This is a genomic window from Vibrio sp. Vb1729 (genome assembly GCF_033338655.1).
Taxonomy (GTDB): Bacteria; Pseudomonadota; Gammaproteobacteria; order Enterobacterales; family Vibrionaceae; genus Vibrio; species Vibrio alginolyticus.
Window position 1 is genome coordinate 18,696 of the sequence record NZ_JAWOTB010000026.1, and the last position, 15,398, is coordinate 34,093.

The 15,398-nt window shown below is 47.0% G+C and carries 13 protein-coding genes; 5 read left to right on the plus strand and 8 right to left on the minus strand.

The features are described 5' to 3' along the window. Positions 1-833: 833 nt before the first annotated feature. The 4 genes from ggt to rarD all read right to left on the minus strand — a co-directional run bounded on the left by ggt (position 834) and on the right by rarD (position 5,249). Positions 834-2,600 (minus strand): gamma-glutamyltransferase, encoded by a 1,767-nt coding sequence (gene ggt / locus R7E29_RS13835; RefSeq protein ID WP_054577294.1) that lies wholly within the window; start codon positions 2,598-2,600, stop codon positions 834-836. Positions 2,601-2,711: 111 nt separating this feature from the next. Further along, complete coding sequence (locus tag R7E29_RS13840; protein ID WP_054577295.1) at positions 2,712-3,371, minus strand: LysE family translocator; 660 nt, start codon at positions 3,369-3,371, stop codon at positions 2,712-2,714. A gap of 91 nt (positions 3,372-3,462) precedes the next feature. After that, positions 3,463-4,260, minus strand: coding sequence for an AraC family transcriptional regulator (locus R7E29_RS13845; RefSeq protein WP_054577296.1), 798 nt, complete (start codon positions 4,258-4,260; stop codon positions 3,463-3,465). 71 nt (positions 4,261-4,331) lie between these two features. Next, positions 4,332-5,249: an EamA family transporter RarD gene (gene rarD / locus R7E29_RS13850; protein ID WP_054577297.1), complete on the minus strand. Its 918-nt coding sequence runs from the start codon at positions 5,247-5,249 to the stop codon at positions 4,332-4,334. A 178-nt stretch (positions 5,250-5,427) separates the two neighbouring features. Here rarD and recQ point away from each other — a divergent pair, with 178 nt between their 5' ends. The 3 genes from recQ to R7E29_RS13865 all read left to right on the plus strand — a co-directional run bounded on the left by recQ (position 5,428) and on the right by R7E29_RS13865 (position 8,487). After that, on the plus strand, positions 5,428-7,263 hold the full coding sequence (recQ, locus tag R7E29_RS13855) for an ATP-dependent DNA helicase RecQ (protein WP_005451195.1): 1,836 nt from the start codon (positions 5,428-5,430) through the stop codon (positions 7,261-7,263). 9 nt (positions 7,264-7,272) lie between these two features. Further along, positions 7,273-7,578, plus strand: coding sequence for a DUF3630 family protein (locus R7E29_RS13860; RefSeq protein WP_005378772.1), 306 nt, complete (start codon positions 7,273-7,275; stop codon positions 7,576-7,578). 234 nt (positions 7,579-7,812) lie between these two features. Further along, entirely contained in the window at positions 7,813-8,487 is a 675-nt protein-coding gene (locus R7E29_RS13865) for a 7-cyano-7-deazaguanine/7-aminomethyl-7-deazaguanine transporter (RefSeq protein ID WP_005378770.1), read from the plus strand. A 222-nt stretch (positions 8,488-8,709) separates the two neighbouring features. On the opposite strand, the gene R7E29_RS13870 is transcribed toward R7E29_RS13865, so the two are convergent. The 3 genes from R7E29_RS13870 to rhlB all read right to left on the minus strand — a co-directional run bounded on the left by R7E29_RS13870 (position 8,710) and on the right by rhlB (position 13,352). Continuing rightward, on the minus strand, positions 8,710-10,353 hold the full coding sequence (locus R7E29_RS13870; protein WP_054577298.1) for a sugar nucleotide-binding protein: 1,644 nt from the start codon (positions 10,351-10,353) through the stop codon (positions 8,710-8,712). A 171-nt stretch (positions 10,354-10,524) separates the two neighbouring features. After that, positions 10,525-12,018 carry a guanosine-5'-triphosphate,3'-diphosphate diphosphatase gene (gene gppA / locus R7E29_RS13875; RefSeq protein WP_054577299.1) on the minus strand — a complete coding sequence of 498 codons (1,494 nt, stop codon included), beginning with the start codon at positions 12,016-12,018 and terminating at the stop codon, positions 10,525-10,527. 20 nt (positions 12,019-12,038) lie between these two features. Beyond that, positions 12,039-13,352 (minus strand): ATP-dependent RNA helicase RhlB, encoded by a 1,314-nt coding sequence (gene rhlB / locus R7E29_RS13880; RefSeq protein WP_054577300.1) that lies wholly within the window; start codon positions 13,350-13,352, stop codon positions 12,039-12,041. A gap of 111 nt (positions 13,353-13,463) precedes the next feature. Here rhlB and trxA point away from each other — a divergent pair, with 111 nt between their 5' ends. Both trxA and rho read left to right on the plus strand, forming a co-directional pair. After that, complete coding sequence (trxA, locus tag R7E29_RS13885) at positions 13,464-13,790, plus strand: thioredoxin TrxA (RefSeq protein WP_004745500.1); 327 nt, start codon at positions 13,464-13,466, stop codon at positions 13,788-13,790. Positions 13,791-13,986: 196 nt separating this feature from the next. Further along, positions 13,987-15,246, plus strand: coding sequence for a transcription termination factor Rho (rho, locus tag R7E29_RS13890; RefSeq protein ID WP_005378757.1), 1,260 nt, complete (start codon positions 13,987-13,989; stop codon positions 15,244-15,246). Positions 15,247-15,292: 46 nt separating this feature from the next. Here rho and R7E29_RS13895 read toward each other — a convergent pair. Beyond that, positions 15,293-15,398: integrase core domain-containing protein (locus tag R7E29_RS13895; RefSeq protein ID WP_318082719.1), on the minus strand; the 106-nt coding region annotated here is incomplete at its 5' end.

Genomic DNA, 15,398 nt, shown 5'->3' on the forward strand with positions numbered 1-15,398 from the left:
TCTGATCACTTATTTACTGTGATTGGTATCATCAACTTAAGAGCTGCTTCGGCGGCTCTTTTTGTTTGTGCAGTTTTGGTGTCGCTAACGCAGTAAAAAATGGAATGATAAATGGAGTACAAAAGCGCGACTTAACGATGCCGTTTGAAGTGAAAGGTGGGCGTTGTGGGTGAATGCCTGTTTTCAGCAGATCTACTGAGAAAAACTTTAGGCAAAGAAAAACCCCGAGGGCTTGCGCCCATCGGGGTTATAGTCTTACTCGCAGCAATCCAGCTACTAAGAGTGCTCCATGCATCTAATCCATGATAGTGTGCTGAATCCGTCAGCTTAATCCTTACGTCGCCTTCCTAGCGGTGTCCTTAGTGACCTTATCCTGGTCTGCTAACTATCCTCGTTAGCTCTCATCACTTGTTCCCTGAGCGGTGTCCCTGACATCATCCTGATGTTCAAATCCTTGCCTCGTCCAGAGGTGTCCATTTCCCGTCCTTAGTAGCAACCATCCTAGTCACTATTGATTCCGTTCAATGTCCAATTTTGCAATCCATGCCCGACTATTCATCCTGAATAACCGTTTCTTCTTCCTGAAGTTCACCAAGTCCGTGGTGTTTCCTGTTCCGTGTCAGCATCCTTCCGACAGGTTTAATATTACGTGTTTAACGATTTCCAACAACGGGCTAATCTCACATTTTTTAACTCTCTTAGCGTTCAAAAAAGATACATGAGTATTAAATTCAATGGCTTATGCTCTTTTCTGTACGGTTTTACCATTAAAAAAGAGAGGTTTGCTCAACCCTTTGTGAGAGATCTCGCACAAGGGGTCGAGCGAAAGACTCTTACTGCCCGATAGCGGCACCTTCACGTCTTGGATCCGCAGCGCCTTCAAGACCGTCTTTTGTTATTCGTATCGCATGCAGACCAGAGTTCAAATCCCGAACATCGGTTTTAAAGCCCATCTTCTCCAGAGCAGGCTGTAAGCCCTCTGCGGCGGTACCTTGCTCAATATCTAAGGTGCCAAAACGGTTCAGCAATCGTGGCTGATTAATCGCGCTTTGGATGTCCATATCCCATTGCGTGTGGGCGATAATGGCTTGTGCGACGTAACCAATAATGCGGCTACCACCCGGTGAGCCAATTGCCATGTAAGGTTTGTCATCCTTCATCAAAATGGTCGGTGCCATGGAGGAGCGTGGGCGTTTTCCCGGTTCTAAGCGGTTCGCGATTGGCACACCATCTTGATGCGTGCGGAAAGAGAAATCGGTCAGTTCGTTGTTGAGCAAGAAGCCCCGCACCATCAAGCGTGAGCCAAAGGCGTTCTCGATGGTTGTTGTCATTGAAACCACATTGCCTTGCTTATCGACGATATTGAAATGGCTGGTGGAAGGCAACTCGATCGATTGGTCCATGCTTAAGTCCATGGCGTGCGACCAAGGAGGGTTGCCGGCTTCAACCTTACTCAACGCTTTACCGACTTGAATGAGCTCAGCACGTTGTTTGAGATAATCTTTATCAAGCAAGCCTTCGGTTGGCATTGGCACATAATCTTGGTCAGCCATGTATTTACCACGATCCGCGAACGCAAGGCGCGATGCATCAGCGATCACTTGCCATGATTTCGCGCTTTCGGCTCCCCAGCCTTTAAGATCGTATTGCTCGGTGATCGCGAGAATCTGTCCAACCGTCAATGCGCCAGAGCTAGGTGGTCCCATACCGCAGATGTCATAGCTTTGGTAAGCCGCACAAACCGGTTCACGTTGCTTAATTTGGAACGCATCAAAGTCAGGTTGTGCCAATACGCCAGGATTTCCCGGTGCATTTTGTACTGTCTTGATGATGTCTGTGGCGATATCGCCTTGATAGAAAGCTTTTGCCCCTTGCTCTGCAATTGCCGTCAGAGTTTGCGCGTATTCAGGGTTCTTCAACAACGTGCCTTCGGCTTTTGGTGAGCCATCTGGATTAAAGAAGTAAGCCTTAGTCGCAGGGAAGCGTGATAGGCGCTTGGCATCTTTCTCAATCAGACTCGCGAGGCGAGGACTTACTTCGAAACCTTGCTCAGCCAAGGTAATCACAGGTTGGATGATCTTCTTCCATTCCAACTTGCCGTATTTCTGGTGCGTGTCCCACAGTAGTTTCACTGTGCCAGGAGTGGCAACGGAACGCCCACCGACAACCGCATCGTAAAATTGCAGAGGTTGTCCTTTGTCATCTAGGAAGAGTTTCGGCGTTGCGGCGAGCGGTGCGGTTTCGCGTCCATCATATGTAGTCAGTTTTTGTTTCTCACTGTCCCAATACACTAAGAAGGCGCCACCACCAATGCCTGAAGATTGGGGTTCTACCAAGCCCAGCATCAGTTGTACGGCAACCATGGCATCAATAGCATTACCACCTTGTGCAAGAACGTCTGCCCCAGCTTGGGTTGCAATTGGGTTAGCAGCGGTAACCATATAATCTTTCGCTTTGATCAATTGTTTTTGCTCGAAGCCAGTGCTGTGCTCCGGCGCAACCGCATCTGCTGCTTGGTTAGCAAAGACTGATGTAGATAAGATTAGTGGGGAGGTAAGAAAAAGACCCGTGGTCACGAGTCGGTTGAACGTCCAATGCATGATGACTCTCCATGTTGCCAGTTTTGTGCTTTGAGCTTGGCAGTTATGGAGAGTCACGTCGAGTCAGCAATCTTAGAAATGTCGATTGTGCTACGCTTTTAAATCAGTACTTTATCCGATAAAAGTATTGATAGTTTGGTATAGAATACTGCCGCCCACTAGAGTAAATACCACGCCGCATAGACCGTCGATGTAGATACCCGCTTGTTGCAATTTACGCTGTAAGCGCTGTGTCGACAGCATCCATGCAAGGCTAGAGAACCAGAATAGCGACAAGCCAAACAGGATGACCAGTGCAATACCTTTGCCAGTAATCGACATACCTGCTGGGACTAAACTCGACATCAAACTGACAAAGAACACCAGGGCTTTTGGGTTAAGAATGTTGGTCGCAAACCCTTTAGCAAACGCTTGACGCTTATTGCTGATCACTAGGTTATTTTGCTTCTTAGGTTGATCCGTCTGTGTTTTTTGGATCATCGAGATCACGGCACGCAATGCGCCAATTCCTAAGTAGAGCAGGTAACTACCACCGAGCAGTTGTACCACGGAATACAGCACTGGGTGCTGGTGGACGACAAAACTCACACCTGTCAGGCTGAACAAAGAGTGCAGCAAAATACCGACGGACAATCCCAACGCAATGTACAAGCCAGTTTGACGACCATGACGCGTCGCGTTTTGTACGACCAGCGCAAAGTCCGGACCTGGACTCATTAGGGCAATAAAGTGAATGCTGGCGAGTGTCAGCAATATGGTGGATTCATTCATAACACATCTCAAATTTAACCAATGCGGCTATTGTCGTGGTAAGTCACCTGTGGCGCTTGTAAAAAACTGACAGCTTTCTCGGTAAATGAAATTAACGAGCCACTTGAGAAGGGGAAACGCCGTAGGTCTGTTTAAACGCTTTGCTGAAATGCGCTTGATCGTAGAAACCGATTTGATGGGCGACGTCGGTACCACATTGACCAGCTTGCAGTAACTTCATGCCTTGTTCAAGGCGCAGGCGTGCGAACCATGCATAAGGCGTCATGCCAGTTTGCGCTTTAAAGTGGCGCTGGAACTGAGTTGGGCTCAGTTGGCACAGCTCTGAAAGTGAATCCAAACGCACTGCTTGGCCAAGGTTCGCCATTAGGTAATCTTTTAACGTCCCAAGCGATTGGTTTCCTAGCGGCACCACTTTTTGTCGCTCAAGCGATCCGTAGCGATCAAAAAGTTGGTTAAATCCTTCAAAAGGAAGGCAATCTTTGGTGAGTTGGCTGAGGTTTTCACGACGAAGCAGCCCGTGTAAGTTACTAAGTTGTGAAAATATCTGGGGATCCGAGATGATCAGTTCGTTGAAGTGTATTATTTGACCGTTTTGCTTAAGATCAGCCAGATCGCTCAATAGATGAGGTTCGATCGCAAACACATTTACTTCGTAGCCACTCTCGAGCTTAGATTGCCCGTCGTGCAGCTCATCCGGCGGCATAATCACAATTTGCCCGTGACCAACTTGGTGGCTGTTACCTTGGTATTGGAACTTCTGCGCACCATGCGTGATCAGGCCGAGATGAAAATCCAGATGGTAATGCCTTTGAAAAGCAAATTTCTGGTATTTCGCCTCTATTAGACTCAAGTTGTCATGGTCGGTTGCGTAGTACTGAATATGTTCCATTAAATAAAAAAGCTTGGTCACATTATGACCAAGCTTATCTGGCAATTTCTAACTTGTCTTGTAAAAAACGATCACTGTGGCTGAACGATTCGGTGTGAGCGACGGTTATTACGTAATCCATCAAAGCTAAACACGACTAGTGCTCCCCAAATAAAGACGAAAGTGATCGCTTTATCCATGGTAAAGGGTTCGCCATACATCAATACTGCAAGTAAAAACATTAAGCTTGGGCCTATATATTGGAAAAAGCCCAAAGTCGATAATTTGAGTCTTGTTGCTGCACCCGTAAAGCACAGCAGTGGCAGGGTTGTTATAACCCCAGCCGCGATCAACAAACTATTTAACGTAAGTGGATTCGTAAGCATATTTGAGGTTGGTGTATCGGCAATAAAAAGCAAATAAACAGCGGCCACTGGCAGTAGAAGTAATGTCTCGATAAACAAGCCAGTTTTTGCATCGACACTGACTTTCTTTCTTAATAAGCCATAAAAGCCGAAGCTCATTGCTAACGCCATCGCAACAACAGGTACGGAGCCAAATACAATCAGTTGAACGAGTACGCCACAACCTGCCAATACAACCGCGAACCACTGTAATTTACGCAGTCTCTCTCCCAAAAATACCATCCCGAGTAAGACGTTGATCAGTGGGTTAATGTAATAACCTAAGCTGGCGTCGAGCATATGATTCGAGTTTACCGCCCAAATGAAAATCAACCAATTGCCGCCAATTAACATGGAACTTGCGATCAGGTAAGCGATTTTCGTTTTGTCTTTCGCGATGTGGTAAGCCGAGCGCCAGTGACGGCCAAAATGGAGGAGTGCAGCAAGCAAAAAGAAAGACCATATCACTCGGTGGCTTAGAATTTCCAAAGGAGATACTTGTGCGATGGACTTAAAGTACATCGGCGCAATGCCCCACATGGTATACGCGCCAATCGCTAGCAAGATACCTTGCCGCGCGCGTTGTTGTTCGTCTTCTGGTGTCATGAAGTGTCACCTAATTGTGTGTTTTATAGAGCAGAAAATCAGTATACGAGTCGTGATGCGAAACACCTAACAATTTGCGGTTTTATTCACCATGAAACCCCATTACAATGTGCCCTCACTTTGTGTGCCAGTGGTATGCATAAGCACCTCTTTTTTAAGACCCAATCTGAGACTTTTCATGACCTCGACCTTGTTAGCCGAACAATCTGATTCGCCTGTAACGCCTCAACGTGTGTTGGAGGATGTGTTTGGTTACCAAGAGTTCCGTGATGGTCAGCAGCTGGTGATTGACGCTGCGGTAGAAGGTCGCGACAGCTTAGTTATCCTGCCTACTGGTGGCGGTAAGTCGCTGTGTTATCAAATTCCTGCTTTGGTTCGCTCTGGCATTACTTTGGTGATTTCTCCGCTGATTTCGCTGATGAAGGACCAAGTGGACCAGCTTAAAGCCAACGGTGTAGCGGCTGAGTGCATTAACTCGACCATGCCTCGTGAAGAGCTGCTCAGCGTGTATAACCGCATGCACACTGGTCATCTTAAGTTGGTGTACGTCTCGCCAGAACGCGTATTGATGCGTGATTTCATTGAGCGCTTGGAAAATCTGCCGCTATCGATGATTGCCGTCGATGAAGCGCACTGTATTTCCCAGTGGGGACACGATTTCCGTCCAGAATACGCCGCGCTTGGTCAGCTTAAGCAGCAGTTTTCCCATGTGCCATTTATGGCGCTGACGGCGACCGCAGATGACGCAACGCGCCGAGATATTCTTGAGCGTCTGCAACTGAATAATCCAGAGGTTTACCTAGGCAGCTTCGACCGTCCCAACATCCGCTACAACTTAGTTGAGAAGCACAAGCCGGTTTCGCAAATCGTTCGTTATCTTGAAACCCAAAAGGGGAATTGCGGCATCATCTATTGTGGTAGCCGTAAGAAAGTTGAGATGGTGACCGAGAAGCTGTGCAACAACCACATTCGTGCTGCTGGTTATCACGCAGGTATGGACGCTGATGAGCGCGCTTACGTTCAAGAAGCTTTCCAACGTGACGACATCCAAATTGTAGTGGCGACCGTGGCATTCGGTATGGGCATCAACAAACCAAACGTGCGTTTTGTGGTTCACTTTGATATCCCGCGCAACATCGAGTCTTACTATCAGGAAACTGGTCGTGCAGGGCGTGATGGTTTACCTGCAGAAGCGATGATGTTGTATGACCCAGCGGACATCAGTTGGCTGCGCCGTATGTTGGATGAGAAAGACGATGGTCCACAGAAGCAGGTGGAAACCCATAAACTGAATGCGATGAGTGCCTTTGCTGAGGCGCAGACTTGTCGTCGTCAGGTGCTATTGAATTACTTTGGTGAGTATCGTGAGAAGCCATGTGGCAACTGCGATATTTGCTTAGATCCACCGAAACACTTTGATGCCACGGAAGAAGCGCGTAAGGCGTTGTCTTGTGTGTATCGTGTTAATCAGAGCTTTGGTATGGGCTACGTGGTAGAAGTGCTACGTGGCATGCAAAACATTCGTGTACGTGAAAACGGGCACGATAAGATTTCTACCTACGCGATAGGGCGCGATCACAGCCACGATTACTGGGTGAGTATCTTCCGTCAATTGATCCACAAAGGGTTGTTGTTCCAAAACATCACACGCAATTCAACGCTGCAACTTACCGAAGAGGCGCGTCCTCTGTTGCGTGGCGATGTGACTCTGGAGTTAGCAGTTCCGCGTTTAGACACCGCAGCACGTGCGGCGAAGTCAGATAAACTGACCAGCAAGAATTACGATAAGAAGCTGTTTGCCAAGTTACGTAAGCTGCGTAAGTCGATTGCTGATGAAGATGGTTTGCCACCATACGTGGTCTTCAGTGACGCGACTCTGATTGATATGGCGGAAATTCTGCCAACGTCTTACGGCGAAATGCTGGCAGTTAGCGGTGTTGGTCAGCGCAAACTGGAGAAGTACGCCGATCCATTCCTCGATTTGATTCAAGAACACATTACTCACCACGGATAAGGAACCACGATGCAAAAGGAATTTGGCTTAGCGGACTACATGGCACAAGAAGGGCGCTTAATCATTACCGCGCCGAGCTTTGACCTTGATAGCTTTCCTGCTTTAGGTGAGCGTTTAGTTGGTTTGCTTTCTGCTACTGTGGTGGAAAAGCAGTGGGATGCGGACATTCACTCTTGGCTGATCGATTTTGAAGGTTGCCGACTGTTTATGAAAGCAGAGCATTACAGCGAAGCGATTTGGTTTGAAGCTTTAGCGATTGAAGAGAGCAGGGAAGAGTTGGATTATCTTGCAGGGTTGTTCCAACGCGGCTTCTAAAAATAGAATTTTTCTAGAAAGGGTGTTTCACATGAAACACCCTTTTTTATGCTCAAACGTTTGCGTAAAACAGACGACTTGCGGCGAAAAGTGGTTAATGTATAATCGCCCACCGCTTCGCTCAGAATGAGCCAAGCCAGTTTATTTTTCATTTTACATTGTTGGTAAGAGCCACTTTATTCAGTGACTCGATTTGGGTTCCCTCACCCCCAAACCAAACTAAAAAGGTATCGCATGAGTAACTTTACCCCTGCGCAGCAGCGCAACGCCCTTATCTATCTGGTTCTATTCCACCTAGTCATTATTGCATCTAGCAATTACCTAGTTCAGCTACCGTTTACTATTTTCGGTTTCCATACCACTTGGGGTGCATTCACTTTCCCATTTATCTTCTTAGCGACTGATTTAACCGTGCGTATTTTCGGTGCTCAGTTGGCACGTAAGATCATCTTCTTAGTGATGTTGCCTGCTTTGGCAGTGTCTTACTTCTTATCGGTGGTGTTCTTCGAAGGTCAATTCCAAGGTTTTGGTCACCTAGGGGAATTTAACTTATTCGTTGCTCGTATCGCGATTGCTAGCTTCATGGCGTACCTACTTGGTCAGATCATGGATGTGCACGTGTTCAACCGCCTACGTCAAATGAAGCAATGGTGGGTGGCACCAACGTGTTCAACGCTTTTCGGTAATGCACTTGATACCATCGCTTTCTTCGCCATTGCGTTCTACCAAAGCCCAGATCCATTTATGGCGGAGCATTGGACGGAAATCGCGCTGGTGGATTACGGCTTCAAACTGATTATCAGTCTTGGTCTGTTCGTTCCTATGTACGGCGTATTACTGAATTACCTCATTAAGAAGCTGACTGCGGTGAACCCTGATTTTAAGGTGACGACAAGCGTTCAGTCTTAATATCAGTGGGAACCCCGAAAGCCGCTTGCTTAAATCAAGCGGCTTTTTTGTACCTGCTTACTGGGATTTAGAGGGTTTTGTACAGCGTGGGGAGCAATTAGATCATGGGTGTCCAAAAGCTCCCTGAGCTGTACGAAGGTAAAAATGAGCAGTAAAAAAGGTCCCGAGTGAGACCTTTTAATCGAAGGTACGGCACGTAGAGGAAGCTCGCTGGTGAAATGGCTAACAGAGCATCTTTTCAATCAAAATGGCTTTTTGCGCATCGAAGGCGCCAAGTTGCAGGCCGTTATCCCAGCTGATGCTTTGATTGAACATCGCCAACATCAAACCGACACTGCGTTGATTGGCGTCCTGCCAGCAATCAGACTCGCTGTACTCTCCATCATTTATCGCGTTGCCATTAACGAGAATGGGCTCGAAACGCCATTTTTCTCCGACACGGTAGTAGCCTTTGCTGGTTAAGGTCTGGTTGGATTGAATCGTTAGATTGTGCTCGATGCCCGGTTCACCTGTTAGTTCAAATACAAACCTTAGCTGGTGGTCGCCACATTGCAGATCAACGATCAGTTGGCCGTTTTCCTCAACCAGTGTCGATTGATAATAGTCTCCAAAGCAGTGCAGCAACCAAGATATAGGGTGACTGGCAGTTTCAAGAAACCACTCTTTGAGCGTGAAGGTGCCCGGTAGGTTAACTTGGGTGACTAGATTGACCACACAAGGTTGGGTTTGCGAAGTGAGCCACTTCTCTATCGTCTTGGCGGTATTAAGCTGAGCAAAGGCGTAATTAACCAATAGGTTGGCGTTCGGTTGCTGCCAGTGAGTTATGTCAGAATTCAATCCCACCAATGGCTTTTCACAGATAAGCTTGGTTGAACCTAACGTCTTTATGATCTCTGCATGAGTATGCGCAGGTGTCGCGATGGTCACGACATCAAGTAGTTTGAGTGCGCTGATGTTCGTTTCTGCCTTTGGGATTGCTTCTTCACTGCACGCTTGCTGAAGCGGTTCTATTTGGTTGGCGCATAACGTTGTGACCGATACACCATTGTTTCGATAGTGGGGAATGTGCGTGCGTCCCCAGTTGATTCCTATGATGCCGGCTTGCTGGATTTGCTCTGGCTTGGTGAAACGTTCACTCAATGGCGGCAAGGCAATTCGTTCATCTGTTAGACGTTGGTCATGGTGATAGTCATTGCTTGGCAGCACTTGCCATGGTTTGTTGTAATGCTGTTTGAGTGCACAAACGAGTTCGTAGAAATTCCACTTATCTTTTAAGTTGCTATCAAGGTGATATAAACCGGCTTCGTTCCGCTCAATAAGCTGCAAAAAGGCGAGTGCAGTATCGTCCATATGAGAAGTCGCAGGATACCAAGCCGTGCTAGCGGTAATAACGCCGTTCTCTTCATATTGGCGGTCGAGATGCGCCAACATGTTATTGCCTTCTGCTTGGTGATGGAGCTGCCAACCAATTCGAGCAACCATCGCATCTGGATTTGCTTGCCAGATTGCATCTTCACAACGAACTTTGTATTTGCCGTAATCATCTTGGGTGTTTCTTTCTTCAAAGATGCCATAAGGCCCGTTTTTTGTGGCATCAAATACCATTGCTGTGCTGACAAAGAGGTAAGGAATATTGTGGCGTTTGCATTGCTCACCAAGCCACGCTGCCCACTCTTCACTTCCCATCGCCATATGGCACACCGCATTGATGTGGTGTTGCTGCCAAAATTGTTCACTTTGCTCTGGATCATCTGGTGAGATTTGGTGGTGATTCCACTCCAATATGTTCCAGCCGCGTAGGTGAAACTGATGAGCGACTTTTGGGGCGAGGGTGCCAGTTAAGCCAGTCATTAAAACGGTTTTCATGATGGTGCATCTTGGTTGGCTAAATTGTGTTTATCAATAAAGCATGGCTGTTTTTCGATGTAGAGCGGAGAAGCTGAGATTTTTGCTGGGCAGCACGTTTTGTAGGGGAAGTAGATGCAAAAAAGCCCAAGCGAACGCCTGGGCTTAATACGTTATGACAGAAGTGGTCGATTATATTGCTACGACGCTTAACGGCCAGCCGATGTCTGTCTGACGGTTGGATTCAATTTCCAACTCAGCCGCAGTCAGTGGGTTTTTCTCTAGCCATTGCGCATCAATGTGTAACGTTAGATTGTCGCCTTCAACTGTTAGAGTCACATTTGGCTCTAGATCAGGATTGCGACGATGGCTGAGTAAAACTGCAAGACGCAACAGTCTCAATACTCGTTTGGCACTCGAGCCTGATAATGCATGCTGCTCAGGTAAAGAAGTGAGCTGTTCGCGATAGCGACGAGCCACTTCACCAATAAAGAACTTCTGTGCGCGCGTGTAACCAGGCAGATCCAAATTCTGCAGCAAGTAAGCACTATGCTCTCCGCCTTTTTTGAAATCGATAGTTAAGCCAATTTCATGCAGTTTTGCGGCGGTCTCGAGTAATATCTTGCCCTGAGGCTCTGTAATCCACTCATCGCCCCCAGCTTGCTGTAAAAGCGTGTGTGCCAGACTAGCGACTTGTTCACCGTATTGGTGATCGAGCTGATAACGATTTTGTACGCTAGCGATAGTGCGGGCACGAATGTCTTCTTGACGAAGCTCTTCAACCATCTCATACACTAAGCCTTCGCGTAGTGCGCCGCCAGCCAGTGTCATAGCATCGATTTCAAGCAATTCAAAAACGGCAATCAAAATAGAGAGGCCACTAGGGAACACTAATGCGCGCTCAAGTGTTAAGCCTTCAATATCGAGCTCTTCTAAATGGTCGGCCAACATGGCTTGCTTCTGTAGACGCTTGAGTTTGGAGTGAGTGATTACTTCGTCCATGCCTTGCGCCAGCATTATCTCTTGCAATGCCTGAACAGTGCCTGATGCACCAACGCACACATCCCAACCAATTTCTGTATAACGTTCTAAAATCGGCTGGATGGTCTGTTTCGCTCCTTCAATTGCCGCGTCAAAGTTACGAGCATTCAATTGGCGATCTTTAAAGAAGTTTTCAAGCCAAGTCACGCAGCCCATTTTTAAGCTGGTCAGTGCTTTGGCTTCGAAACCTTCACCGATAATCAGTTCGGTACTTGCTCCACCGATATCGACTACAAGGCGACGACCACTACCGCCAGAGGTGTGAGCGACACCTTTATAGATAGTGGCAGCTTCTTCTTCACCAGTAATCACTTCGATAGGCTGGCCTAGAATTTGGTTAGCCTTTTCTAAAAACACATCTACATTGGTCGCGGTACGTAATGTTGCAGTACCGACGATGCGAATGTTTTGTTTAGGAATGTCCTGCAAGCGTTCCGCAAATAGACTTAAGCAGTCCCATCCTCGCTGCATAGCTTCCATACTAAGAGAATTATGTTCATCTAAGCCCGCTGCTAGACGAACTTTGCGCTTAATTTTAGCCATTGTTTGAACGCTGCCATCGATGTGACGCACAACGAGCATGTGAAAACTGTTCGACCCGAGGTCGATGGCGGCATATAGCGGTGATGATCCTGCTTGACTCATAAAACGAACTCAGTTTCCTATTACGATTGTTTTGGTGCCGATTGACGCGGTTGGCGTGGACGACGTCCCTGCGGCTTACGGTTACCAGAACGGGTACCGCCAGTATTCGTGCGGCGCTGTTGGTTGCGTGGTGCACGCATACGAATCGGAGCCGGTAGATCTTGAATCAGTGCCGACGAATCGTACTCTGAAACTGGGATTGTGTGCTCAATGTATTCTTCGATTGCTGGTAGGTTAACCGCGTACTCTTCACAAGCAAAACTGATCGAATGACCGCTCGCACCAGCGCGACCAGTACGGCCAATACGGTGAACATAATCTTCACAGTCGTCAGGAAGGTCGTAGTTGAAAACGTGCGTTACCTGAGGAATATGCAGGCCACGCGCTGCAACGTCAGTTGCAACTAAGATGTCGACATCACCTTTGGTGAATTGCTCAAGAATCTTCTCACGCTTCTTCTGCGGTACATCGCCAGTAAGAAGGCCTACACGGTGTCCATCGGCAGCCAAATGTCCCCAAACCGATTCACACTTATGCTTGGTATTGGCAAAAATGATAGCGCGATCTGGCCACTCTTCTTCAATTAGTGTTTGAAGCAGCGCCATTTTGTCTTCATTCGAAGGATAGAAAAGCTCTTCCTGGATACGGTGGCCAGTTTTTTGTTCTGGTTCGACAACGACATGCTCAGGAGTATTCATGTGTTCGAATGCCAGTTCTTGAACGCGGTAAGACAGCGTTGCTGAGAACAGCATGTTCAAACGCTCTTTTGGCTCAGGCATACGACGGAACAAGAAGCGAATGTCTTTAATAAAGCCAAGATCGAACATGCGGTCGGCTTCGTCCAGAACAACAGCTTGAATGTTGTTGAGGTTAAATACGCGCTGTTTGTAGAAATCGATGATACGGCCTGTTGTTCCGATCAGAATATCTACGCCGTCTTGCAGTTTCGCAAGTTGCTTGTCGTAGCTTTCACCACCGTAAGCTAGAGCGGTTTTTAGACCTGTGCTTTCAGTTAATGATTCTGCATCATTGTAAATCTGAATAGCTAGCTCACGTGTAGGCGCCATAATAATTGCGCGTGGCTGTGTAGGCTTACGACCTTCATGTTCCGGAGTCGTCAGAAGGTGGTTGAACGTAGCAGTAAGAAACGCGAGCGTTTTACCAGTACCCGTTTGGGCCTGGCCTGCGATGTCTTGGCCGGTGAGCAGGACCGGCAACGCCAAGGCTTGGATAGGGGTACAAAATTCGAACCCTTTTTTGTCCAATCCTTCAATAACTTGGGGCTTTAAGCCCAAATCGGCGAACTTTTGCTCTGTGATATGCGTCTTTTTCATGGCTATAGAATATCAGCTAAAGCTTGCAATACGAAAGTAAATACATTCCAATAGGGCATCTAATTACTGGTTATCATCCAACCAGTTTCGAAAAACACATTGGAGTGGAAGATGAGTGATAAGATTTTGCAGCTAACTGATGACGGTTTTGAAAACGATGTAATCAACGCTGCAGGCCCGGTTCTAGTGGATTTTTGGGCAGAATGGTGTGGTCCTTGTAAAATGATCGCTCCTATTTTGGACGAAATCGCAGACGAGTACGAAGGCAAACTCACTATCGGTAAACTAAACATCGACCATAACGCAGGTACACCACCTAAGTTTGGTATTCGCGGCATTCCAACGCTATTACTATTTAAAGATGGTAACGTAGCGGCAACGAAAGTAGGTGCTCTGTCTAAAACTCAACTAAAAGAGTTCCTAGACGCAAACTTATAATCACCAAGTGATTACAGATAAAACCGTGCAAAGTTACAATGCACGGTTTTGTTTTTCTAACTCTGGACTAGAATACTAATTAGTGCTAACTTATCGCGCGTTAATTGAACAAATTTCTCTTCTTGGTCGATCCTGAGACCAAATCCATCTTAACTAGAAAACAGATCTTATTTTGACTAAACAAGAATCCACCACCATGAACCTTACCGAACTGAAGAACAGACCTGTGTCTGACCTTGTAAAACTGGGCGAAAGCTTAGGATTAGAGAACCTAGCTCGCTTAAGAAAACAAGACATCATCTTCGCGATTTTAAAAGCGCACGCGAAAGGCGGCGAAGACATCTTTGGCGATGGGGTTCTGGAAATTCTGCAAGACGGCTTTGGTTTCCTACGCAGTGCAGATAGTTCATACCTTGCGGGTCCGGACGATATCTACGTATCACCAAGTCAGATTCGTCGCTTTAACCTACGTACTGGTGACTCTATCGCTGGCAAAATTCGTCCACCAAAAGACGGTGAACGTTACTTTGCCCTTCTAAAAGTCAATACCGTTAACGACGATAAACCAGACAACGCCCGTAACAAGATCCTATTTGAAAACCTTACCCCTCTACATGCGAATGAGCGCATGGTTATGGAGCGTGGTAACGGTTCAACAGAAGACATTACAGCACGTGTTTTAGACTTGGCATCGCCAATCGGTAAAGGTCAACGTGGTCTGATTGTTGCTCCGCCTAAAGCGGGTAAAACAATGCTTCTGCAAAACATCGCGCAAAGCATCGCGTACAACCACCCTGAGTGTGAGTTGATGGTTCTTCTTATCGACGAACGTCCAGAAGAAGTAACCGAGATGCAACGCCTAGTTAAAGGTGAAGTGGTTGCGTCGACTTTCGATGAGCCAGCATCTCGTCACGTACAAGTAGCGGAAATGGTAATCGAGAAAGCAAAACGTCTTGTTGAACATAAGAAAGACGTGGTTATCTTGCTTGACTCTATCACTCGTCTAGCACGTGCTTACAACACCGTAGTGCCTTCATCAGGTAAAGTACTAACAGGTGGTGTGGATGCAAACGCATTACATCGTCCTAAGCGTTTCTTCGGTGCTGCACGTAACGTAGAAGAAGGCGGCAGCCTAACTATCATCGCAACGGCACTAGTAGATACTGGTTCTAAAATGGATGAAGTTATCTACGAAGAGTTCAAGGGTACAGGTAACATGGAACTGCACTTGAACCGTAAGATTGCTGAGAAGCGTGTATTCCCTGCGATTGACTTCAACCGCTCAGGTACACGTCGTGAAGAGCTACTGACGAAGACTGACGAACTACAGAAGATGTGGATTCTGCGTAAGATCGTTCACCCAATGGGCGAAATCGACGCAATGGAATTCCTAATCGATAAGCTAGCGATGACGAAGACCAACGATGAGTTCTTCGATGCGATGCGTCGTCAATAGTCTCAGATAAGTTTGACCCGTCCTGATATGGGTTGACACTTTTTAACTAAAACGCTCGATGTACTTCATCGGGCATTTTGTATTTTAAAGCCGTATGAGGCCTCATTTGATTATAGATATCTACGGACTCTGCTACCATCGTCCTTGCTTCT